Here is a 23,567-nt window from a genome sequence, read left to right as displayed (position 1 = left end):
ATCCGGCGGATAAATGGTTAAAGACCGAAGGGCTTGAGCACCTTGTCGAGCCAGGCCTGTTCGAGCTTGCCGTTGGCGATCTCGGCCTTGATCGCGTCTTCGTTGGCGGCGGTCTGGCGGGCGGCGGCGATCAGCGCGGCGGCCTCGGCCTGCGGGAAACTGACAATGCCGTCTTCGTCGCCCACGATCAGGTCGCCGGGGCCAATCACCTGGCCGTCGATGGACACCGGCACATTGATCTGCCCCGGGCCGTTCTTGTACGGGCCGCGATGGCTGACAGCGCGCGCGTAGCAAGGGAAGTCGGCCGCGTAGAAAGCGGCCGTGTCGCGCACCGCGGCATCGATCACGAAGCCGGCGCAACCGCGTTGCTGCGCGTACAGCATGATCAGCTCGCCGACCAGTGCATTGCTGGCCTCGCCGCCGCCATCGACGACCAGTACATGGCCCGGCTGCATCATCGTCAGCGCCTTGTAGATCAGCAGGTTGTCGCCCGGCCGCGTCTTCAGCGTGAAGGCCGTGCCGACCAGTTTCGTAGAGCGATGGATGCGCTGCAGGGCGGTCACGCCGGACAGGCGCTGCAGGTTATCGCTCAGGTGCGAGACCACGATGCCGCGCAGGGCATCGACGACGCCTGCCTCGGCCACGGCCGGCGCGGGATTGATGATGAAAGATGGATTGCTCATGCTTGGCCTCAGGTGGGGAATCGGGAGAAATCCGTGGCGCTCATGCCTCGACCGGTTCGGCAATCGTCAACAGCACCACGAAACTGGCCAGCGAACCGATCGCCATGAAGGCGAATACATAGTCCCAGCCATAGCTGTCGAGCAGCATCCCGGTCGCCAGCGGGGCGATGGCGCCGCCGATCTGGCCGCCCATGTTGACCACCGAGCTGGCGATCGGGAAGGTCTTCTTGTCGGCCACGCCCATCGGGTAAGCCATGTAGGCTGAGAAACCGAAACTCAGCAGCACGCCGGTGGCAAACAGCAGCAAGCCATAGCCCACCGGATCGGCTGGCGAGTTGATCAGCGCATACATCATGCCGGCCGTGGCCAATGCCGAGAGCATCATGCCGGGCTTGCGGCGCTTGGCCAGCAGGCGGTCCGATACCAGGCCGCCCAGCAGGTTGCCGATCACCGCCCCCACCCAGGGTGCGGCGGCAACGAAGCCCATGTTCATGACCGAGAATTTCTTCACGCTCAGCAGGTAAGTCGGGATCCACGCCAGCAGCACATTGGAAATGCCGAGCTGGAAGCAGTAACCCAGCGCGCAGCCCAGCACATTCCACGAGCGGAACACGCTCTTGCTGTCGGTCAGCGGGGCCAGCTTGCGGGCGCGCACGAACTTGTCCAGCCAGGCGGGCGCGGCTTGGCGGGCTGCCGCAGCAGCGGCTTGCTGTTGCGCCTGGGCCAGCGCGCCGGTGATGTAGTCCAGTTCCGCCGCCGACACATGCTTGCTCTGCGACGGATGGTTGGTGACCAGGAAGAACCAGATGATGGAGAAGATGATGCCGGGCACGGCGAAGAAGATGAAGATCTCGCGCCAGCCCCACATGGCGATGATGGCCGCGCAGATCGGCGGCACGATCACCGGGCCGAATTTCACCGCCGACAGGAAGATGCCGCTGGCGGTGCCCTTTTCATGCGGCGGAAACCAGTTGTTGATGGTGGCGGCGATCCCCACCGGCAGGGGGCCTTCGGCCAGGCCCAGGGCGAAGCGGTAGATCTTCAGGCCGAGGATCGAGGTAGTGGTGCCGATCATGCCGGTAAACACCGAGGTCAGGATCATCGCGCCCGAGAAGATGCGGCGCACGCCGAAGCGGCTGGTGGCAAAACCGGACGGCAACTGCGCCAGGGCGTAAGCGAACAGGAACAGGCTCAGCAAGGCGCCCGCCTCGGTGTTGCTCATCGCGAATTCCTTGCGGATGAAAGGCAGCGCCACGCCGATGTTGGCGCGGTCGGCCGCGGCGATCGTATAGATCAGGAAAATCAGTCCGGCCACGACCCAGCGAAAACGGGTCGGCCTTGCAGGCGTCGAAGCAGTGGATGCGGCGGCATCGGCCAGGGGTTGGTTCATCCGGTATCTCCAAATGTGATTATCGTTGCCACACGCGAATGTGGCTGGAATGTGGCTGGCGTGGTGGGCGCGCGTCTTGTGTATTGGGATTGTCGCGATGCTTCCCGCGCGGCTTTGGGCGAATTCTAAATAGGATATTTTTACCAGTAAAATGACAAATATGACGATAAAATAGTCATAAAAAGACTATTTAAAGACGATTAAAGAACTATCATGGGTATCAACGCCCTCTGCCCGAGCTTCCCGCCACCATGTTTTCACAAGCCATCGAGACCTTCCTCGCTATCATCCGCAGCGGCAGCCTGAGCGCTGCCGCCGAAGAACTCAGCCTGACCCAGACCACGGTCAGCAAGCGCATCAAGGCATTGGAAGAGGAACTCGGCATGCAACTGATCGAACGCGGAAAAGGCATGCGGCAGGTGAAACTCACGCCCAGCGGCGAAGAGTTCGCGACACTGGCCGAGCAATGGAGCCTGATCTCGCGCGAAGCCAAAATCCTCGGTTCGCAGGGGCCCCGGCTGTCATTGACCATCGGCGCGGTGGACAGCCTGAACGTGTTCGTGCTGCCGCGCCTGTATCGCGCGCTGCATGCCGAACATCCGTCGATGAAGATGGAAATCCGCACGCTGCACTCCGACGAGATGTACGAAAAAATCGAACAGCGGCAACTGGACCTGGCCTTTACCTTGCGCGAGCGCAGCCTGGCCAACGTCTCGGCGGAAGTGTTTTTCTCCTCGCCCATGGTGGTCCTGAGCCTGGACGGCAAGGCCGCGAGGAAAGGCCAGACGGTACGCCCGCAGGACTTGTCGGCGGACCATGAGCTGTTCGTCCCCTGGGGCCGCCGTTTCGATGCCTGGCATGACCAGTGGTGGGATCCCCTGACGCCGTCGCGCATCAAGCTCGATAGCGGCCACCTGATCCTTTCTATGCTGCACCACCCCAGCCAGTGGGCCATCGTGCCCTTGTGGCTGGCGCGCGCCGCGCTGGACAAGGGCCCGTACATGATCCGCGAACTGAGCGCCCCGCCGCCCCCGTATATCTGCTATCGGCTCACGCACAAGCAGCCGACCACCAGCACCAGCCGCTCCATCGCCATCGTCGACACACTGTGCCGCCAGATCTTCGGCGAGCAGATGGCGCAACCGTACCTGGGCGATGAACCGGTTGCGCGATGAGACGCCTGATGCGCCCTTGATGCTCACTTGATGCATCCCGGCAGCGCAAGAAGCTGGCAGACATCTTCAACTCCCATCGGCCCAGTCGCGGAGAAAAATCCGGGGCAAGGTCAAAAAAGACACTAAAATCTGAACGCCCATCTGAACGCTCGACAATCGCCAGGAACGGCCGGGGCGTGCCTGGCCAATCCATGACATGCACGCATGCATACAAACAGCGACGCAACTTATTTAGCAGACATCCACAGGCCGATACCATGAGCGACCACTTCGAGATTTTCCTGCGCCTGCTCATCGCCATGCTGATCGGCTGCGCCATCGGCATCGACCGCAACCTGCGCGGCAAGCCCACCGGCATGAAGACACTTGGCCTGGTGGCGCTGGGCTCGGCGCTGGCGACCATGGCCAGCATGAACTTCGCGCTCACGGCCGACGGCTACAGCCACGATGCGGTCAGCCGCGCCATCCAGGGCGTGATCACCGGCATCGGCTTTCTCGGCGCCGGCGTGATCATCCATGAACAGGCGTCCGAGAAAGTGCGCGGCCTGACCACGGCGGCTTCGATCTGGGTCACGGCGGCGGTGGGCATCGTGTGCGGCATCGGCTGGTGGAAAGTGGCGCTGATGGCCACCGTGCTGGTGCTGCTACTGTTTACCGTCGGACGCCGAATCGAGAATGTCCTCCACCGCCGCTGGATGAAAAAAGCCGACCACGAGCGCGCCGCCATCGCCGCGCGCGAAGAAGATTGATGGCGCCCCGGCCGGATACGGGAAAACGACCGCAATGAAAACCCTGTTTCTATACCTCTGCACTGCCCTGGCCGAAATCGTCGGCTGCTACCTCCCTTACCTGTGGCTCAAGCAAGACCGCTCCGCCTGGCTGCTGCTGCCGGCCGCCGCCAGCCTGGCCTTGTTCGCCTGGCTGCTGACCTTGCACGATGCGGCCTCCGGACGCGTGTATGCCGCCTATGGCGGCATGTACATCGCGGCAGCGATCGCCTGGCTGTGGCTGGTGGACGGCATCCGCCCATCGGCCTGGGACGCGGCCGGCGTCGCCGTAGCGCTGGCAGGGATGGGGATCATCGCCTTTCAGCCGCGCTAAACGCCTGCCTCCCGCCCAAAACGATTCAATGCACCGCACCATTTGCGCGCAGCATGCACTGCAATACATCACGCGATGATATATATCCATCCCCGCCGGTGTTTCCGCGCGCCGTCCCTCCCTCCTCTCCCTACTCTGTAAAACCGCATACAGCGGCGTTTTCCGGCCGATTGATGACGCTGGCACGGGCTTTGCATTAACCCGTTCAGGATCAAAGGCGATCCCACCAATTTCTGATGCTGGTCTAACGATGGATCCGCAGCGCACAAGGACAATGGCGTCCGCTTGACCCGAGGCAATGCCCGGGCTTGAGCGGGCGCCATTTTGCTTTTAGGGATCAAACATGAGCAAAGCAAACCGTATCGCGTTGTTTTCGCTGGGCACGCCCCAGATGCGCGCCTTCCATCTGACCTGGATGGCTTTCTTCGTCTGCTTTTTCGCCTGGTTCGCCTGCGCGCCGCTGATGCCGTTGATCAAGGGCGAGTTCCACCTCAGCGCCGGCCAGATCGCCAACATCAACATCGCCGCCGTGGCCGTGACCATCCTGGTGCGCCTGGTGATCGGCCCGATGTGCGACCGCTTCGGGCCGCGCAAGGCCTACACCGGGCTGTTGCTGGCGGGCGCAGTGCCGGTCATCGGCGTGGCCTTCGCGCAGAGCTATGAGAGTTTCCTGTTCTTCCGCCTGCTGATCGGCGCGGTGGGCGCCAGTTTCGTGATCACGCAGTACCACACCTCGGTGATGTTCGCCCCCAATGTGGTGGGCACCGCCAACGCGGCCACCGCCGGCTGGGGCAATGCCGGCGGCGGCGTGGCGCAGGCCGTGATGCCGCTGCTGGTGGCGGCGCTGCTGATGCTGGGCGTGTCGCACGGCTGGGGCTGGCGCGTGGCGCTGCTGGTGCCGGGCCTGCTCATGCTGATCATGGCCGCGCTCTACTGGCGCTACACCCAGGATTGCCCGGAAGGCAATTTCGATGCATTGCGCGCCGCCGGCGTGAATATCGAAAGCGGCAAAAAAGGCGGCTGGGCCAGCTTCCGCACCGCCGCCGGCAACTACCGCGTGTGGATGCTGTTCGTCACCTACGGCGCCTGCTTCGGCGTGGAGATCTTCATCCACAACATCGCCGCCATCTATTACGTCGAGCATTTCCAGCTGTCGTTCGAGGCCGCAGGCATGGCCGCCGCCAGCTTCGGCCTGCTGGCGCTGTTCGCCCGCGCGCTGGGCGGCTTTATCTCCGACAAGGTGGCGCTGGCTGGCGGCCTGAACCGCCGCGCCACGCTGCTGTTCGCGATGATGCTGGGCGAAGGCCTGGGCCTGCTGTGGTTCGCCCATGCCGGCAGCGTGGCCGGCGCGGTAGTGGCCATGCTGTGCTTCGGCCTGTTCACCCACATGGCCTGCGGCGCCACCTACGCGCTGGTGCCCTTCATCGACCGCCGCGCCCTGGGCGGCGTGGCCGGCATTATCGGCGCCGGCGGCAACGTCGGGGCGGTGGCGGCCGGCTTCCTGATGAAAGGCATCGGCAATACGCAACAGACGCTGTCGATGCTGGGCGTGCTGGTCGCCATTTCGGCGCTGTGCGCGGTGGCGGTGCGCTTCACGGCATCGGACAAGAACGACGAACCGGTACTGGTCGACAACAAGGCTGCAGCCTGAGGAGCAACCCAACATGAGCATGAACATCATCGTCATCGGCCACGGCATGGTCGGCCACAAGTTCCTGGAATGCCTGGCCGAGAGCGGCGCGCCCGGCCTCAAGGTCACCATCCTGTGCGAAGAGCCGCGCCCGGCCTACGACCGCGTGCACCTGTCCGAATTCTTCGCCGGCAAGAGCGCCGACGACCTGTCGCTGGTGGCGCCGGGCTTCTTCGACGCCGGCAAGAGCCCGGTGCAGTTCGACCTCAGGCTCAACGCCAAGGCCCAGCGCATCGACTGCGTGGCCAGGACGGTGCTGGTCAATATCGGCGGCGTGGAACAGACGCTGGCCTACGACAAGCTGATCCTGGCGACGGGCTCCTACCCTTTTGTGCCGACGGTGGCCGGTAACCAGCGCCGCGATTGCTTCGTCTACCGCACCATCGAAGACCTGGAAGCGATGCTCGAATGCGGCAGGCGCTCCACCAGCGGCGTGGTCATCGGCGGCGGCCTGCTGGGTCTGGAATGCGCCAAGGCGCTGCGCGACATGGAACTTCAAACGCATGTGGTGGAGTTCGCGCCGCGCCTGATGGCGGTGCAGGTCGACGACAGCGGCGGCCGCATCCTGCGCCGCAAGATCGAAGAGCTGGGCGTGACCGCGCATACGCAAAAGAACACCGTGGAGATCGTGGACGGCAAGAACCACACCCACCGCATGAATTTCGAAGATGGCTCGCACCTGGAAACCGACATGATCGTGTTCTCCGCCGGCATCCGCCCGCGCGACGAACTGGCGCGCGAAGCCGGCCTGAAAGTGGGCGACCGCGGCGGCATCGCGATCGACAACAGCTGCCGGACTTCCGATGCGAACGTCTACGCCATCGGCGAATGCGCGCTGTGGAACGGCCGCATCTTCGGCCTGGTGGCGCCCGGCTACGACATGGCCCGCACCGCCGCCAAGCACCTGCTATCGCACATGGATGAAGCGGTCGAAGTACCGGCCTTCAACGGCGCCGACATGAGCACCAAACTGAAGCTGATGGGCGTGGACGTGGCCAGCATCGGCGACGCCCACGGCAAGGAGGCCGGCAGCCGCTCCTTCCAGTTCACCGACGAGCGTCGCCAGATCTACAAGAAGATCGTGGTCTCCGAATCCGGCAAGCACCTGCTGGGCGCGGTGATGGTGGGCGACGCCGCCGAGTACGGCACGCTGCTGCAGATGATGTTGAACAAGATCGAGCTGCCGGAGTCGCCGGAGTTCCTGATCCTGCCGCAATCCGACGGCAAGGCCAAACCAGGCCTGGGCGTGGATGCGCTGCCCGAGTCGGCGCAGATCTGCTCCTGCAACAATGTCTCCAAGGGCCAGTTGTGCGCGGCAGTCGCCGCGGGCGCCGTCACCATCGGCGAACTGAAGGCCTGCACCAAGGCCGGCGCCACCTGCGGCGGTTGCGTGCCGCTGGTGACGCAGGTGATGAAGGCCGAGATGAAAAAGCAGGGCCTGGCCGTCAACAACCATGTCTGCGAACACTTCCCCTACTCGCGCCAGGAGATCTACCACCTGGTGCGCGTGGGCCAGATTCGGAGCTTCGACGCCCTGCTGGAAAAGCATGGCAAGGGCCTGGGCTGCGACATCTGCAAGCCGCTTGCCGCCAGCGTGCTGGCATCGGTCTGGAACGAGTTCGTGCTGAAGAAGGAACATGCCAGCCTGCAGGACTCCAACGACTACTTCCTCGGCAACATCCAGAAGGACGGCACCTATTCGGTGGTGCCGCGCATGGCCGGCGGCGAAGTGACGCCCGACGGCCTGATCGCGGTCGGCCAGATCGCCAAGAAGTATGGCCTGTACACCAAGATCACCGGCGGCCAGCGGGTCGACCTGTTCGGCGCGCGCGTGGACCAGTTGCCCGACATCTGGGAAGAGCTGATCGCCGCCGGCTTCGAGACCGGCCATGCCTACGGCAAGTCGCTGCGCACGGTGAAGTCCTGTGTCGGTTCGACCTGGTGCCGCTATGGCGTGGGCGACAGCGTCGGCTTCGCGGTGCGCCTGGAAAACCGCTACAAGGGCCTGCGCTCGCCGCACAAGATCAAGTTCGGCGTCTCCGGCTGCACCCGCGAATGCGCCGAGGCGCAAGGCAAGGACGTGGGCATCATCGCCACCGAAAAAGGCTGGAACCTGTACGTATGCGGCAACGGCGGCATGAAGCCGCGCCACGCCGAACTGATCGCCTCCGACCTCGATGAGGAAACCCTGGTGCGCTACGTCGATCGCTTCCTGATGTTCTACGTGCGCACTGCGGACCGCCTGCAACGCACCAGCACCTGGCGCGAGAACCTGGAAGGCGGTATCGATTACGTCAAGAGCGTGGTCATCGACGACAAGCTGGGCATCGCCGCCGAACTGGAAGCCGAGATGCAGCACGTGGTCGACACCTACGAATGCGAATGGAAAAAGGCCGTGACGGATCCGGAAACCCGCAAGCGCTTCCGCCACTTCGTCAACAGCAAAGCGGCCGATGGCAACATCCGGTTCGTCGAGGAACGCGGCCAGATCCGCCCGGCCACGATGGCGGAAAAGAAGCTGCTGGAGATTCCGGTGGTGGCGGAAATTGCCTGATCTGATGAAACGGTAACCACGCCTTCGATACGCGGCTGCGCCGCTACTCAGTCCGAACGGTTTTCCGTGCATTGAGATCCGTTCGGGCTGAGTAGCCGCAACGCGGCGTATCGAAGACGCACCAACGCCAACAAGGAGCAAGAAAATGCACAGCGACCAACAAATCAAGCACTGGATCCCGGTCTGCGACCTCGCGGACATCGTGCCCAACACCGGCGTGTGCGCCCTCATCGACGGCGAGCAGGTGGCAGTATTCCACGTGATCGACACCAGCGGCGGCGGCAAGGAAGCGCGCGTGTTCGCCATCGGCAACTACGACCCGAACGCGGAGGCGTCGGTGCTCTCGCGCGGCCTGGTGGGCAACCTGGGCGAGCGCATCGTGGTGGCCTCGCCGATCTACAAGCAGCACTTCGACCTGCAGACCGGCGAGTGCCTGGAAGAGCCGGCCAATTCTGTCACCGCATGGCCGGCCCGCATCGAGGCCGGCCGCGTCTGGATCGGCGCCTGACATGGAGACCCCGGCCAACAAGGATGGCAAGCCGGCGCTGGTCGTCATCGGCAATGGCATGGCCGGCATGCGCACGGTCGAGGAGTTGCTCAAGCTGGCGCCGGAACTGTACGACATCACCGTGTTCGGCGCCGAGCCGCACGGCAACTACAACCGCATCATGCTCTCGCCGGTGCTGGCCGGCGACAAGAGCATCGACGACATCATGCTCAACACGCGCGAGTGGTATGCGCAGAACGGCATCACGCTGCACGCCGGCGACCCGGTCGAACACATCGACCGTCGCCGCCGCGTGGTGCGCGCCAAGAGTGGCATCGAGGTGCAGTACGACCGGCTGCTGCTGGCCACCGGCTCCACCCCGTTCATCATCCCGGTGCCGGGCCATGAACTGCCGGGCGTGATCGCCTTCCGCGACATCCAGGATGTCGACGCCATGCTGGAGGCGGCGCGCAAGCATCGCCACGCGGTGGTGATCGGCGGCGGGCTGCTGGGGCTGGAGGCGGCCAACGGCCTGATGCGCCAGGGCATGGAGGTGACCGTAGTACACGTCACCGACACGCTGATGAACCAGCAACTGGACAAGCCGGCCGCCGAGCTGCTGAAGAAGGCGCTGGAGGCCCGGGGCCTGCGCTTCCTGCTCAATGCCGACACCGCCGGAATCGTCGGCCCGGACCGGGTGAGCGCGGTGCGCTTCAAGGACGGCAGCGAGATCCCGGCCGACCTGGTGGTGATGACCGCCGGCGTGCGCCCCAATATCGCGCTGGCCAAAACGGCCGGCCTGCATTGCGAGCGCGCCATCATCGTCGACGACACGCTGCAGACCTACGATCCGCGCATCTACGCCGTGGGCGAGTGCGTGCAGCATCGCCGTGCCACCTTCGGCCTGGTGGCGCCGATCTGGGATCAGGCGCGCGTGGCCGGCGCGCACCTGGCCGGCGCCGGCCATCGCCGTTACGTGCAGCAAGCCACCGCCACCACGCTCAAGGTGACCGGCGTGGATCTCTATTCGGCAGGCGACTTCATCGGCGCCGACGATACCGAAGACCTGGTGCTGCGCGACCCGCGGCGCGGCGTCTACAAGCGCCTGGTGCTGCGCGGCAACCGGCTGGTGGGCGCGGTGCTGTACGGCGACGTCAAGGACGGCCCGTGGTATTTCGACCTGATCCAGAGCGGGCGCGACATTTCCGCCTTCCGGCGCGAGCTGCCGTTCGGGCAAGCGATGTGCCAGAAGGCTGCCTAGTTTCAAAGGAACCCATACGTGAACCTGTCCCAAACCCCGATCGCCATCGCCGTCTCCACCGTCCAGACCACCTGCCCCTATTGCGGCGTGGGCTGCGGCGTCTCGGCCTCGATGCAGCAGGACGGGAGCATCGGCGTCAAGGGCGACGAGCTGCATCCGGCCAATAAGGGACGCCTGTGCGTGAAGGGTTCGGCGCTGGGCGAGACGCTCGACCTCGGCGGCCGCCTGCTCCATCCCAAGATGCGCGACGGCAACGGCGCCATGCAGCGCGTCTCCTGGGAGGCGGCGCTGGACACCGTGGCCGGCAAGCTGTCGTCCATCGTCGCCGAGCACGGCCCGGATGCGGTGGCGCTGTATGTCTCCGGCCAACTGCTGACCGAGGACTACTACATCGCCAACAAGCTGATGAAGGGCTACATCGGCAGCGCCAACATCGACACCAATTCGCGCCTGTGCATGTCGTCGGCGGTAGCCGGCCACAAGCGCGCCTTCGGCGAAGACCTGGTGCCGCTGGCCTATGAAGACCTGGAACTGGCCGACCTGGTGGTGCTGGTCGGCTCCAACGCGGCGTGGTGCCACCCGATCCTGTTCCAGCGCATCGCCCGGATCAAGGAAACCCGGCCGCACGCCAGGCTGGTGGTGATCGACCCGCGCCGCACCGCCACTTGCGAGCTGGCCGACCTGCACCTGCCGGTCAAGGCCGGCACCGACGTCTGGCTGTTCAACGGCCTGCTGAGCTACCTGGCGCATCGCGGCGCGCGCAACAACGCCTTTATCGAAGCCCACACCAACGGCTTCAATGAGGCGCTGGCGGTAGCCGACGCCGACTGCGCCGATCCCGCCACGGTGGCGCGCATCTGCAAGGTCGACCTGAAAGACCTGCTGGCCTTCTACGAAGCCTTCGCCGCGACCGAGAAAGTTGTCACCGGTTTTTCGATGGGCGTGAACCAATCCTCGGCCGGCACCGACAAGGTCAACAGCATCATCAACTGCCACCTGATCACCGGCCGCATCGGCCGACCGGGCATGGGGCCGTTTTCGATCACCGGCCAGCCCAACGCGATGGGCGGGCGCGAAGTCGGCGGCCTGGCCAACATGCTGGCCGCGCACATGGACCTGGACAACGCCGTGCACCGCGAGATCGTGCAAGGTTTCTGGGCTTCGCCGCGCATCGCCGACCAGCCGGGCTACAAGGCGGTCGACCTGTTCCGCGCGATCGAGGATGGACGCGTGAAGGCGGTCTGGGTGATGGCCACCAATCCGATGGTCAGCCTGCCGGACGCCGACCTGGTACAGCGCGCGCTGGAGAAATGCGAACTGGTGGTGTCTTCCGACATCATCGAAAAGACCGATACCAACGCCTTCGCCCATGTGCTGCTACCGGCGCTGGGCTGGGGCGAGAAGGATGGCACGATCACCAATTCGGAGCGCCGCATCTCGCGCCAGCGCGGCTTCCTCTCGGCGCCGGGCGAGGCGCGTGCGGACTGGAAGATCATCTGCGACGTGGCCCGGCGCATGGGCTTCGAGGGCTTCGACTTCGACGGCCCGCATGCCATCTTCGACGAACACGCGCGCCTGTCGGCGCACCGCAACGGCGAGCCCGAGACGGCTGTCGGCGGCGTCGCCAAATGCCGCCGCGTATTCAACCTGGCTGGCCTGGCCGGTCTCGACAAGCCGCAGTACGACGCCCTGCAACCGATCCAGTGGCCGGTGCAGCGCCTGTCCGACGGCAGCGTGGCCGGCGCCGCGCGCGTGCTGGAAGACCTGCGCTTCACGCATCCCGACGGCCGCGCGCGCTTCGTGGCGACCGCCCCGCGCCAGCCGGCCCACCAGACCTGCGATGCGTTCCCGCTGGTGCTCAACACCGGCCGCGTGCGCGACCACTGGCACACCATGACGCGCACCGGCAAGTCGGCCACGCTGGCCAACCACATCCCGGAATCCTTCATCGACATCCATCCGCAGGATGCGCTGCTGTATGGCGTACGCGAAGGCGGACTGGCGCGCATTTCCAGCCGCTGGGGCGCGATGGTGGCGCGCGTGCAGCACGGCGGCGGCATCCCGCGCGGCAGCGTGTTCGTGCCGATCCACTGGAACAACCAGTCGGCCTCGGATGCGCGCGTGGGCGCGCTGGTCAACCCGGTGGTCGACCCGGTCTCGGGCGAGCCGGAGTTCAAGCACACGCCGGTGGCGATCGAGGAGTTCCGCGTCTCATGGCATGGCTTCATCCTGACCCGGCACGACCTGGCGCTGGACGACATCACGCACTGGACGCGCGTGCAGGGCCGCGACTTCACGCGCTTCGAGCTGGCCGGTCGCAACAACATCGCGGACCATGCGGCATGGGCGCGCAAGCTGCTGGGCGTGGACGATCCCGAAGCCGACTGGCTGGAATACGAAGACCGGACCGACGGCACCTACCGCGCGGTGCACGTGGTGGACGACCGCATCGACATGTGCCTTTTCATGTCGCCCCGCCCCGACCTGCCCTCGCGCTCATGGCTGGCCGGCCTGTTCGCCAAAGAACGGCTGGAAGAAGCCGACCGCGTCGGCCTGCTGGTGGGGCAACCGATCGAAAAAGGCGCCGACGCCGGGCCGACGGTATGCTCCTGCTTCGGCGTGGGCCGCAACACGATCTGCGACGCCATCCGCGGCAAGGGTCTGAAAGAAGTGGGAGAAGTCACGGCTTGCCTGAAGGCCGGCGGCAACTGCGGCTCATGCGTGCCGGAAATCAAGAAACTGCTGGTTGAGATCAGGGTCGCGGATGCTGCCGAGGCAGCCTGAACGCCTCGCCGCAAACATTTCCGCCAAGGCAAGTTGACCTGGATGGGAAGATGCTGCTATTATCTCGCTTCTCGGAGTGTAGCGCAGCCCGGTAGCGCACCTGGTTTGGGACCAGGGGGTCCAAGGTTCGAATCCTTGTACTCCGACCACTCATCAAAACGGGCTGTCTTGCGACAGCCCGTTTTCTTTTCCGCAATCGTTTCGACCTGCTTTCCGGCCTCATCGGAAACGTGACTGCAGAAACGGCTTGCATCTCTGCCCTTAGCTCAACCGGATAGAGCAACGGCCTTCTAAGCCGTAGGTTAGGGGTTCGATTCCCTTAGGGCAGGCCAGCTTTCCTCCAGTTCAACACTTCTGCCGTGTACGAAAAGCGTACCAAGCGCACATCAGGCCAATCGCCCGCAGTTCCTTCTGTTCGCTTATCTCACGGCTCACGGCAGTTTGTAATCAAACTTATAAGAATGCTGCCCTTCAGCAATGGTGATCACCATCCGGCCGGCAAGACCGACAAGATGTCCGGTGCCGGAGCCCGGCACGACACTAATGGACTGCTCGGGTGTTCCTCGCGTCATGGCGGAGCTGTGCTGCAACACGAAGCTGCCGTGACGGCCATGCAACGTGCCGGTTACTGTTTCCATCGCCACGTAGCCTGCCGAGCCCTGCTCGCTGCTACGGAAAGAAAGCATTTCACCTTGGCTGGCAGCGACTAAATCGCCGTCAAATTTCTTGTTGAGGGACATACGTCCAAGGCCTGTTCCTTGCGCAACGTCGCTAAGAGGTTCGGGACTTAACTCGACTTCAAAAGAGCCGTTCGCTTGAGTGCTTGCCATAGGGTGTTCTCAAAAAAGAATAGGCTATCTCAATCGTATCCAGCAGGCTGCAACTAGGCGGCATTCTCCACCTTGGCGTAGATATCCGGCCGCGAGATGTGCCACACGAAATCGCCGCGGGCAATCGCCTCGAAACCGCAGCGCGCATACAGCCATGGCGCCGAGGATGTGGTCAGCATGACCCGCCGCAGCTTGAGCAGCGTGGGATGCTGGTTGCACGATTCGATCAGCCAGCGTCCCAGCCCGTGCCCCCGTTGCCCGTCGACCACGAATACATCGCACAGATAGCCGAAGGTCGCGTGGTCGGTCACGACGCGCGCGAAACCGACCTGCTGGCTGCCGCGGTACATGCCGAAACACAAACTGTTGGCGATCGAGGTGCGCACGGTGTCGATGCCGATGCCGGCGGCCCATGTCGAATGGGTCAGCACGTCGTGCACCAGCGCGATGTTCAGGCGCTCCGGATCGGTATCGATGACAAGATCGTCGCGGCGCCAGATGAGGTGTTCGCTCATATTGTTGATTCCCTTTGTCCTGAGTTTTTGCAATGGAAACGGATCAGCTTCCGCTGCGAGACATTGGCCTTCATGATGCCACAGCACTTGGCTGCAGCGCAGCAGTTGCCATAAAGGAATACATCCCCCGCCCCGGCCGAAGGCCTTGAAACATCGCTTGCAATCCCGTTACACCTGCCTGCGCCATCCTGGCCGATCATGGGTTTATCGTTGGCGCGCGAGGCCTGGCGTTTGCGCACACAGCACAACAGACAGGAGGACGATGTGAACAAGAAGACTCTGGCCTGGGCTACCTGCCTGGTGTTTTCACTGGTATCGGGCATGCCCGCCGCGCAAGCCCAATCCGCTTATTCCGCCTATCCGCCGGCGTCGGCAAGCTACACCCAGGAACAACTGGACCAGATGCTGGCGCCGGTGGCGCTGTATCCCGACTCGCTGCTGGCGCAGGTGCTGATGGCCTCCACCTATCCGCTGGAAGTGGTGCAGGCGCAGCGCTTCGTCGAAGCCCGTCCGGGCTTGCAGGGAGACGGCCTGGCGCGCGCGGTGGCGCCGATGCCCTGGGACCCCAGCGTGAAGTCGCTGGTGCAGTTCCCGTCCGTGCTGGCGATGATGAATGATCGCCTCGACTGGATGCAGCAATTGGGGCAGGCTTTCCTGTCGCAACAGGCAGCGGTGATGGACACCGTGCAAAACCTGCGTGAGCGCGCACAGATCGCCGGCTCGCTGCGCAGCAGCCCGCAACAGCGCGTGCTGGTAAGCGACGATGTGATCGTGATCGAGCCGGCCGATCCGCAGGTGGTCTACGTGCCTTACTACAATCCGGTGGCGGTGTATGGCAGTTGGTGGTGGCCGGCCAATCCGCCGGTGTACTGGGTGCCGCCGCCGCGCTATCGGCCGCCCCAGTACAATCCCGGCGTGACGGTCGGCATCGCCTTCAGCAGCGGCATCGGCATTGGCGTGATCCGCGCCGCTTTTGGCGACGCCCGCCCCGACTGGCGCCAGCGGCAGGTGATGGTGACGCAGACGAACATCAATAATGTGACCAACAACGTCACCAACAATGTCACGGTGAACCGCAACGTGACCGTCCACCAGCGGCCGGTGGCATGGCGCCACGACTATTCCCGCTATGACGGCGCGCGCTACCAGCCGCGGCCCAATGCGCAGCAGTCCAATATTCCACCCTCCCGCCCGCAGCAGGCGCAACCCGCGACGCCATGGCAAGCCCAACAGCAGCATCCGGGGCGCCCGGCCATGCCGCCTGCGGCCAATCCGCAGCAGCGCGTCGTCCAGGAAGACCAGGCCCGCCAGCGCCAGGTGCGCGAACAGCAAGCCAGCCAGGCGCGGGAAGTCCAGGCGCAGCAGCAGCAACGGGAACATCTGGCGCAAGAGCAGCAGCGCCAGCGCGAACAACAAGCCAACAACCAGCAGCGCCAACGCGAACAGCAGGCGCAGCAACAGCAGAGGCTGCAACAACAACGCCAGCAGCAGATGCGGGAACAACAGTCGCATGAACAGCAGGTACGTGAGCAGCAAGCACGCGAACAGCAACGCCAGGCCCGGCAAGCCCGCCCGCAACCGGAACAGATGCATCGTGAACAACAGGCCCGGCCGCCGCAACAGCAGCGCGAGGAACGTCCGCAGGAACGCCGGCGTGACGAACGGCGCGATGACAGGGGCTGAGGCCCGCATTCCCGGCGGGCGGCAGCGTCCTCGAAGGCGTTGTTGCAGGCTTGCAAAGATGGGCCCGGGCATTCCGGATAAGTTATAATCACGCTCTTTCCAGAGCTTTCCGAACATGCTGCGCCGGCCATTGGCGGCGGCGCACGCAAGGCCAGTCAAGGGTTGGATTTTCCAGCCCTTTTTTCATTGGCCGCCAGCCGGGAAGCGCGGCGCCGGGCAGCCGTTTTTCGTTTCCCCGGCGCCCCGACCTGAACCGACAGATCCGACATGCAAGAACCAAGCAACGACATCACCGGCGCCAACGCGGCCGCCGAAGCCAACGAAGGCGGCAACCGCAAGGTGTCGACCGAACTGATCGCGCGCGAAGTCAAGCGCCGCCGCACCTTCGGCATCATCTCCCACCCTGACGCAGGCAAGACCACGCTGACCGAAAAGCTGCTGCTGTTCTCGGGCGCGATCCAGCTGGCGGGCACCGTCAAGGCGCGCAAGAGCGGCCGCCATGCGACTTCGGACTGGATGGAGATCGAAAAGCAGCGCGGCATCTCGGTGGCCAGCTCGGTGATGCAGTTCGAATACCGCGACCACGTGGTGAACCTGCTCGACACCCCGGGCCACCAGGACTTCTCGGAAGATACCTACCGCGTGCTGACCGCGGTCGACTCGGCGCTGATGGTGATCGACGCGGCCAAGGGCGTGGAAGAGCAGACCATCAAACTGCTCAACGTCTGCCGCATGCGCAATACGCCCATCATCACCTTCATGAACAAGATGGACCGCGAAACGCGCGATCCGCTGGAATTGCTCGATGAGCTGGAATCGGTGCTGAAGATCCAGTGCGCGCCGGTGACCTGGCCGATCGGCATGGGCAAGAATTTCCGCGGCGTGTACCACCTGCTGCGCGACGAGATCATGCTGTTCAAGGCCGGCGAGGAACGCGCCGATGGCAATGTCGAGATCATCAAGGGCATCGACAATCCCAAGCTGGTTGAGATGTTCCCATTGGAAATCGACCAACTGAAAATGGAAGTCGAACTGGTGCATGGCGCATCGCATCCGTTCAACCTGGACGACTTCCTGGCCGGTATCCAGACTCCCGTGTTCTTCGGTTCGGCCATCAACAACTTCGGCGTGCGCGAGATCCTCAATGCGCTGCTGGACTGGGCGCCGGGCCCAGGCGGGCGCGACGCCACCGTGCGCAGCGTCAAGCCGACCGAAGAGCCGTTCTCGGGCTTCGTATTCAAGATCCAGGCCAACATGGACCCGGCGCACCGCGACCGCATCGCCTTCCTGCGCGTATGCTCGGGCCGCTTCGAGCGCGGCATGAAACTGAAGCACCTGCGCCTGAACCGCGACATCAAGGTGTCGTCGGTGGTGACCTTCATGGCGTCCAGCCGCGAGCAGGTGGAAGAGGCGTATGCCGGCGACATCATCGGCCTGCCCAACCACGGCAATATGCAGATCGGCGACAGCTTCTCCGAAGGCGAGATGCTGCAGTTCACCGGCATCCCCTACTTCGCGCCGGACTTCTTCCGCGTGGCGCGCATCCGCAATCCGCTCAAGATCAAGCAGTTGCACAAGGGCCTGCAGCAGTTGGGCGAAGAAGGCGCGGTGCAGGTGTTCAAGCCGGTCACCGGCAGCGACCTGATCCTGGGCGCAGTCGGCGTGCTGCAGTTCGAAGTGGTGGCCAGCCGCCTGTTGAACGAATACGGCGTCGATGCGGTGTTCGAAGGCACCAGCATCAGCAGCGCGCGCTGGATCACCTGCGACGACAAGAAGAAACTGGCCGACTTCGAGAAATCCTCGGCCGGCGCCAACCTGGCCATCGATGCGGCCGGCAACCTGGCCTACTTGGCCAGCTCGGGCGTGAACCTGCGCCTGACGCAGGAGCGCTGGCCCGAAGTCGTGTTCCATGCGACGCGGGAGCATGCGGCCAAGCTGGACTGAGCGGCCCTTACCTTACCCGCCGCTCTGACAAGAAACGCCCGGCCAGGTTGTTGCCTGCCGGGCGTTCAGTTAAGGCTCATTCTGAACGGCTCACCACAGAATCCGTTCGGGCTGAACAGGCCTATCGAGCCGTATCGAAGCCAGCGTGCCAACGTCAGCGGACTTGCCTGCCCTTCGATACGCTGCTGCGCAGCTACTCAGGGCGAACGGAATCTGGACTCCAAAAAAAAACAAATGCCGTTCAGCATTTAGCTGAACGGCATCAGGCGCAAGGCCGGTTTCTTGCTACAGCGGTTTGCGACGACTTACTTGGCGGCGTTCTTGTACGCTTCGACGCCAGCCAGGATCTCGGCGCGCGCAGCGTCCGGGCCTTCCCAGCCGTCGACCTTGACCCACTTGCCCTTTTCCAGGTCCTTGTAGTGTTCGAAGAAGTGCTTGATCTGGTTCAGGCGCAGTTCGTTCATGTCTTCCGGCTTTTGCCAGTGGGTGTAGATCGGCAGGATCTTGTCGACCGGCACGGCCAGCAGCTTGGCGTCGACGCCGGACTCGTCGGTCATCTTGAGCACGCCGATCGGACGGCAGCGCACCACCACGCCCGGGAACAGCGGGAACGGGGTGATCACCAGCACATCCACCGGGTCGCCGTCTTGCGACAGGGTCTGCGGAACGTAGCCGTAGTTGCACGGATAGTGCATGGCGGTGCCCATGAAGCGGTCGACGAAGATCGCGCCGGTATCCTTGTCCACTTCGTACTTGATCGGATCGGCGTTCATCGGGATCTCGATGATCACGTTGAAGTCATTCGGCAGGTCGCGGCCGGCGGGAACGTTGTTCAGGCTCATGGGGATTTCTCGCTAAAGGGGAAAGAAAAACGGAAAGCAGGCTTCTGGATTGGCGAATACACCGCCGACATACGCAGAAAACGGCAATTATAGCGGCTTTCTGTCCGAATTCAGGCCCGAACCGACAGGAAAAACCACCACATCGACGCATTGGCACACTATGCCGGCCGCAGCTTACGCCAGCATGACGCCGCGGTAACGCCAGTGGCCAAAGAAAAGGCGGAAGGGCCGTGGCCGCTTCCGCCTTTGTTCTCAACCAACTGCAACCGGCAATGACCGCGGTCAGCGGATCGCCGTCGCCAGCGCGCATTGCTTGTAATGCGCCGCCGCCTGTTCGGACTGGTCCAGCGCCTCGTGCAGCTGCGCCAGCGCCAGGTGCGATTCGCGCACGGTGCGCGGCTCGATGGCGTCCGACAGCGCCTGCTCCAGATGGCGTTGGGCCTTGCCCCACAGCTTCTGGCGCAGGCAGAACATGCCCAGCGTCAGCGCCAGTTCGGCGTCGGTCGGATTCTTGGCCAGCCAGGATTCGCAATGCTCGATCTGCGCCAGCAAGGCCGCCGAACCGGCTTCGGCGGTCGACTCACGGTAGGCGCGCAGCAGGCGGATATCCCAGTCGGCGGCCAGGGCGCGCTCCAGCAAGGTGCGCGCCTCATCGTGCAGGCCGCGGCTGGAGAAGGCATGGGCCGCGCGCGCGGCGATGAAGGGCTTCAGCTTGTCGGCGTTGGGCACCTCCGCCCACAGCCGGCGGATCGATTCGGCATCGTGCGAACGGTCCGACAACAAAGCATCGTAAGACATTTCGCGCAGGCGGTTGGACAGGGCCGGATGCAGCGCGTTGCGCTTGTCCAGCGTCTGCACCAGGCGCAGCACTTCGGTCCAGTTCTTGGCTTGCTGGTTGGCCTTGAGCGCCCATTGCAGGGCCTGGATGTGGCGCGTGCCGTTGGCGTTGAGCTCTTCCACGGTGTCCAGCGCCTGCTTGAACTGGTGCTCGTCGACTTGCAATTCAAGCGCGGTCATCAGGCGCGCGGCCTTGAGCGTGGGATCGACCTCGGTACTGGCCAGCCAGATATCGCGGCGGTCGGCCTGGCGCATGCGGTGCGCGGCACGGGCGCCGATCAGGGCCGAGATGCCGGCGTTTTCCGGCAGGTCGGAAGCGCGGGTGGCGGACTTCTCGGCCTGGCCGAAGCGTCCCTCGAAGTACGCCTTGAGCGCATCGCGCAAGGCCTTGTTGCTTTCATTCTCGCGCTTGGCGCGACGATAGGCGATCACGCGGCCGGGCAGTTTCTGGGTCAGGCGCACGGCGCGGATGACCACGTAGATCGCCAGGAACAGCGCCAGCACCAGGAAGATGAAGAAGTTCAGCGAGAGATCCAGGCGGTATGGCGGGTAGAACAGCACCACGTTGCCCGGATTGAAGCGCGCCAGCACGGCCAGGCCGATGGCGGACGCGAACAGGGTGAGAAGCCAGAGCAGTATTTTCATATCGCTATTCCGTCATCCGCTCAGCGACGGGCTTTGTAGTTGCGCACCGCATTGAGGCTTTCGGCCAGCGAGGGCATCTGGATGGACAGGTTGCTGCCCTGCACTTGCTTGAGCAAGGCCTGCGTCGTCTGCACCTGCTTGGCGCGGGTGTCGAAATACTTGGCGATGTTGTCCTGTGCGGCCGACAGGTCGTTGCGGAAGGCGAACTCGTTGCGCGAGAGCAGCGCCAGGCGCGCGTTGAGCAGGCGCAGCTTCAGGTTCTCGCGCACGAAGTAGGCCTGGCCCGGCGACAGCAGGATCGCGTCCGGCGTCTGCACTTCGCGGATGCGCACCAGTTGCTTGAGCTCGGCCCACATCTCGGTGCTCATGCTTTGCCATGTGTCTTGCGCGCCGGCCAGCCATTGCGACCATGCCGAGGGCGGTTCGGCGGGGGCGTCCGCCGCCTTGGCGTCCCTGGCAGCCTTGCCGTTGGCGGCCTTGGCCGGCTTGATCGGCTGCGGCTGCATGCGCTTGGGTTCGGTGGCCGACTCGACCGGCTTTTCATCCACCAGCAGCGGCATGTTGTCGACCTGGCCGATGGCGCTGTCCAGGCGTACGGCGATGCCGGCGATGTCCACCGTCGGCAATGCCTTGAGGCGGTCGATGTCGCGCGCGATGGCGCGGCGGATGGCGATGAACTGCGGCTTGTCGGAACGCGACAGGTTCTTGTCGGCATTCTGCAAGGCGATCAGCGCGCCCTGCACGTTGCCGGCCAGCTCCAGTTGCTGGTCGGCGGTGGACAGTACGTCCTCGATCTCGGAGAGCGCCCAGTCGTCGCGGTTCTTGTTGAGATCCTGGTACATCTGTTCCAGGGCCAGTTGCTGGCTTTGCGACTCGGCCTGCTTGCTGTCGAGCACGCTGACCTTGGCTTGCAGTTCCTTGGTGTTCTCCTGCACCGCCTTGAGCACGCCCTTGACCTCGTTATTGGTGTTGTCGCCGCTTTGCAGGCGCTGCGCGACCTCGTTGCGCAGGCTGCGCAGCTCGGTATGCGATGTCCACCATTGCGCGGCCAGCGCGGCGATGACCAGCAACAACAGCACGGTCAGGAGGCGCATCCTCCTGCGCAATGCCGCGGCGCCATCCGGCGCGGATGAAAAATGGGGGGAGCTCGCAGGGCTGGTGTAACTCGCCTCCGGCTTGGCTTCCGGCAGATTGGGCTCGGGTGTGGATTGCTGTTCGTTCATGGGCTGGATTGTAACGCGGCAAGTAGTCGTTCGTCGCCCGAACCGGTCAGGGTGACGCTGCAAAAGCCCAATGACTGGGCGGTTTGCGCGATCCTGTGGTGCGAAACGAAGATTCTCTGTCGTTGCAGTTTTACCACACGATCATCGCCTCCGGCTAGTCTTGCCATCTCAAGCAAATTGCGCAATGCCTCGGAACTGGTGATGACCCAGTCGGCGCCGGCATCGGCCAGCGCCAGCAATTGCGCGCGATTGCGTCCATCCAGCGACGGCATGAGGCGGCGATAGGCGGTGACGTAGTCGACCGCGATGCCCTGCCCCCGCAACGCCTCGCCGAGGAAATCGCGCCCGGCCTGGCCGCGCACGATCAATGCGCGCTTGCCGCGCAACTGCGCCAGCGGCAGCGCCTTGAGCAACTCCTCGGAATCCATCTTGTCGGTGCGCTGCGGGCCGAAGATGACGGCATTGCCGTCATCGATGCCGTGCGCGCGCAAGGCCGCGCGGCTGCCTTCGCCGACGATGCCGATGGCCACTTGCCGCGGCCACTGCAGGCGCAGGCGCAATGCCGCGTCGATGGCGTTGGGGCTGACGAACACCGCCAGGGCGAACGCTTCCAGCCGGTCCAGTGCAGCTTGCAGTTCGGCAGCGTCTTGCACCGGCTCGATCGCCAGCAAGGGAAAGATTTCAACCCGGCGCCCCAGCGCTTCGACCCGGGCGGCGAAGGCTGTCGCCTGCTGCAGCGGCCGCGTGACAACAACTGGCACCGCTGCGACCGGCACGGCAGCGCCCGGCACCGCCGGGGATGGATCAGGACGGTTCGGCATCGGCCTGCGCCTTGCAGGCCGCGAGAATGGCATCGGCATCCTTGGCCTTGAGCAAGCCTGCAACCTGCTCGCCCAATGCCTCGGGCGCGTTGACGGAACCCTCGGCTTCGGCCGCGGCGATGCGGCTGCCATCGGGGGTGGCGATCATGGCGCGCAGATGCAAACGCTGGCCGTCGACGGCGGCGTAAGCCGCCAGCGGAATCTGGCAGCTGCCGCCGAAAATACGCGACACCGAACGCTCAGCGGCCGAAGCCACGGCGGCGGTATCGTCATGCAGCGGCGCCAGGAAGCGTTTGAGATCGTCGCGACCGGCCGGGATTTCGATGGCCAGCGTGCCCTGGCCCGGCGACGGCAGGCTTTGTTCGGGATCGAGATAGGCGCGGATGCGCTGCTTCAGGCCGAGGCGGTTCAAACCGGCCACGGCCAGGATGATGCCCGCATAATCGCCGCGATCGAGCTTGGACAGGCGCGTGTCGAGGTTGCCGCGCAGCGGCTTGACCACCAGTTGCGGATAGCGCGCGGCGATCATGGCCTGGCGGCGCAGGCTGCTGGTGCCGACGACGGCGCCGGCCGGCAGCGCGTCCAGCGAGGCGAAGTCGTTGGAGACGAAGGCGTCGCGCGGATCTTCGCGCTCCAGGATGGCCGCCAGTTCGAATCCTTCCGGCAACTCCATCGGCATGTCCTTGAGGCAATGCACGGCGAGATCGGCGCGCCCTTCGGCCATTGCCACCTCCAGTTCCTTGACGAACAGGCCCTTGCCGCCGACCTTGGACAACGTGCGATCCAAAATCTGGTCGCCGCGCGTGGTAGTGCCGAGGATACTGATGCTGCACTGCGGATATAATGCTTTGATCCGGTCGCGCACGTGTTCGGCCTGCCACATGGCCAGGCGGCTTTCACGGGACACGATGACGACGTTCGAAGGAGGAAATTCTTTCAAGGCGGGCTTTCCAATTCAGTCGTGGCACCCGCGGCAGAGGCGGCAGGACAAAGCAGGCGACCGGCGATCACAGACTGAAATTTAAATTTAAATACATAAAAATATCGAGACAAATTCTAGCACCTAGTAGCACGCAACACCCCGGCAGTTCGATCCACAAGC

19 protein-coding genes and 2 tRNA genes are annotated in these 23,567 nt (G+C 64.3%); 12 read left to right on the top strand and 9 right to left on the bottom strand.

The features are described from left to right. Positions 1-17 precede the first annotated feature (17 nt). Both FB598_RS16160 and FB598_RS16155 read right to left on the bottom strand, forming a co-directional pair. The gene (locus FB598_RS16160; RefSeq protein WP_141916364.1) at positions 18-683 is read right to left on the bottom strand and encodes an RraA family protein; all 666 of its coding nucleotides are present in this window, start codon (positions 681-683) and stop codon (positions 18-20) included. Positions 684-723: 40 nt separating this feature from the next. After that, on the bottom strand, positions 724-2,073 hold the full coding sequence (locus tag FB598_RS16155; RefSeq protein WP_141916361.1) for an MFS transporter: 1,350 nt from the start codon (positions 2,071-2,073) through the stop codon (positions 724-726). A 251-nt stretch (positions 2,074-2,324) separates the two neighbouring features. Here FB598_RS16155 and FB598_RS16150 point away from each other — a divergent pair, with 251 nt between their 5' ends. From FB598_RS16150 to FB598_RS16105, 10 genes are all read left to right on the top strand, one after another. Then, positions 2,325-3,248, top strand: coding sequence for a LysR family transcriptional regulator (locus FB598_RS16150; RefSeq protein WP_141916359.1), 924 nt, complete (start codon positions 2,325-2,327; stop codon positions 3,246-3,248). A 257-nt stretch (positions 3,249-3,505) separates the two neighbouring features. Further along, complete coding sequence (locus FB598_RS16145; protein WP_141916356.1) at positions 3,506-3,997, top strand: MgtC/SapB family protein; 492 nt, start codon at positions 3,506-3,508, stop codon at positions 3,995-3,997. Between the two features lie 34 nt (positions 3,998-4,031). Beyond that, entirely contained in the window at positions 4,032-4,349 is a 318-nt protein-coding gene (locus tag FB598_RS16140) for a YnfA family protein (RefSeq protein ID WP_141916354.1), read from the top strand. A gap of 343 nt (positions 4,350-4,692) precedes the next feature. Continuing rightward, a complete protein-coding gene (locus FB598_RS16135; RefSeq protein ID WP_141916352.1) occupies positions 4,693-6,000 on the top strand; it encodes an MFS transporter in 1,308 nt (435 codons plus the stop codon). A 19-nt stretch (positions 6,001-6,019) separates the two neighbouring features. After that, entirely contained in the window at positions 6,020-8,593 is a 2,574-nt protein-coding gene (nirB, locus tag FB598_RS16130) for a nitrite reductase large subunit NirB (protein WP_141917040.1), read from the top strand. 145 nt (positions 8,594-8,738) lie between these two features. Continuing rightward, positions 8,739-9,101 carry a nitrite reductase small subunit NirD gene (gene nirD, locus FB598_RS16125; protein WP_141916350.1) on the top strand — a complete coding sequence of 121 codons (363 nt, stop codon included), beginning with the start codon at positions 8,739-8,741 and terminating at the stop codon, positions 9,099-9,101. Position 9,102: 1 nt separating this feature from the next. Then, positions 9,103-10,341 (top strand): NAD(P)/FAD-dependent oxidoreductase, encoded by a 1,239-nt coding sequence (locus tag FB598_RS16120; protein WP_141916348.1) that lies wholly within the window; start codon positions 9,103-9,105, stop codon positions 10,339-10,341. A gap of 18 nt (positions 10,342-10,359) precedes the next feature. Continuing rightward, positions 10,360-13,125, top strand: a complete 2,766-nt coding sequence (locus FB598_RS16115) for a nitrate reductase (RefSeq protein WP_141916346.1) — start codon at positions 10,360-10,362, stop codon at positions 13,123-13,125. A gap of 72 nt (positions 13,126-13,197) precedes the next feature. Further along, a tRNA-Pro gene (locus FB598_RS16110) sits at positions 13,198-13,274 on the top strand. 106 nt (positions 13,275-13,380) lie between these two features. Then, positions 13,381-13,457: transfer RNA gene (locus FB598_RS16105), tRNA-Arg, on the top strand. A gap of 99 nt (positions 13,458-13,556) precedes the next feature. Here the strand turns inward: FB598_RS16105 and FB598_RS16100 are convergent. Continuing rightward, on the bottom strand, positions 13,557-13,955 hold the full coding sequence (locus FB598_RS16100) for a DUF3224 domain-containing protein (protein WP_141916344.1): 399 nt from the start codon (positions 13,953-13,955) through the stop codon (positions 13,557-13,559). Between the two features lie 53 nt (positions 13,956-14,008). Next, a complete protein-coding gene (locus tag FB598_RS16095) occupies positions 14,009-14,470 on the bottom strand; it encodes a GNAT family N-acetyltransferase (RefSeq protein WP_141916342.1) in 462 nt (153 codons plus the stop codon). 264 nt (positions 14,471-14,734) lie between these two features. Here FB598_RS16095 and FB598_RS16090 point away from each other — a divergent pair, with 264 nt between their 5' ends. Further along, complete coding sequence (locus tag FB598_RS16090; protein WP_183405885.1) at positions 14,735-16,153, top strand: DUF3300 domain-containing protein; 1,419 nt, start codon at positions 14,735-14,737, stop codon at positions 16,151-16,153. Positions 16,154-16,420: 267 nt separating this feature from the next. Continuing rightward, on the top strand, positions 16,421-18,097 hold the full coding sequence (locus FB598_RS16085) for a peptide chain release factor 3 (protein ID WP_141916340.1): 1,677 nt from the start codon (positions 16,421-16,423) through the stop codon (positions 18,095-18,097). 305 nt (positions 18,098-18,402) lie between these two features. On the opposite strand, the gene ppa is transcribed toward FB598_RS16085, so the two are convergent. From ppa to hemC, 5 genes are all read right to left on the bottom strand, one after another. Further along, positions 18,403-18,939, bottom strand: coding sequence for an inorganic diphosphatase (gene ppa, locus FB598_RS16080; protein WP_141916339.1), 537 nt, complete (start codon positions 18,937-18,939; stop codon positions 18,403-18,405). Positions 18,940-19,221: 282 nt separating this feature from the next. Beyond that, a complete protein-coding gene (locus tag FB598_RS16075) occupies positions 19,222-20,421 on the bottom strand; it encodes a heme biosynthesis protein HemY (RefSeq protein ID WP_141916337.1) in 1,200 nt (399 codons plus the stop codon). 20 nt (positions 20,422-20,441) lie between these two features. Continuing rightward, positions 20,442-21,644: a uroporphyrinogen-III C-methyltransferase gene (locus FB598_RS16070; RefSeq protein WP_141916335.1), complete on the bottom strand. Its 1,203-nt coding sequence runs from the start codon at positions 21,642-21,644 to the stop codon at positions 20,442-20,444. Continuing rightward, positions 21,641-22,465, bottom strand: coding sequence for a uroporphyrinogen-III synthase (locus tag FB598_RS16065; protein ID WP_141916333.1), 825 nt, complete (start codon positions 22,463-22,465; stop codon positions 21,641-21,643). The genes FB598_RS16070 and FB598_RS16065 overlap by 4 nt, the downstream gene beginning before the upstream one ends. Next, positions 22,449-23,405, bottom strand: coding sequence for a hydroxymethylbilane synthase (gene hemC, locus FB598_RS16060; protein ID WP_141916331.1), 957 nt, complete (start codon positions 23,403-23,405; stop codon positions 22,449-22,451). Before hemC ends, FB598_RS16065 begins: the two co-directional genes overlap by 17 nt. Positions 23,406-23,567: the final 162 nt, after the last annotated feature.

The sequence above is a fragment of the Herbaspirillum sp. SJZ106 genome (genome assembly GCF_006715495.1).
In the GTDB taxonomy this organism is placed as follows: Bacteria; Pseudomonadota; Gammaproteobacteria; order Burkholderiales; family Burkholderiaceae_D; genus Herbaspirillum.
The sequence above is the reverse complement of the archived record's forward strand: the minus strand, read 5'-3'. Positions and strand labels throughout refer to the sequence as shown.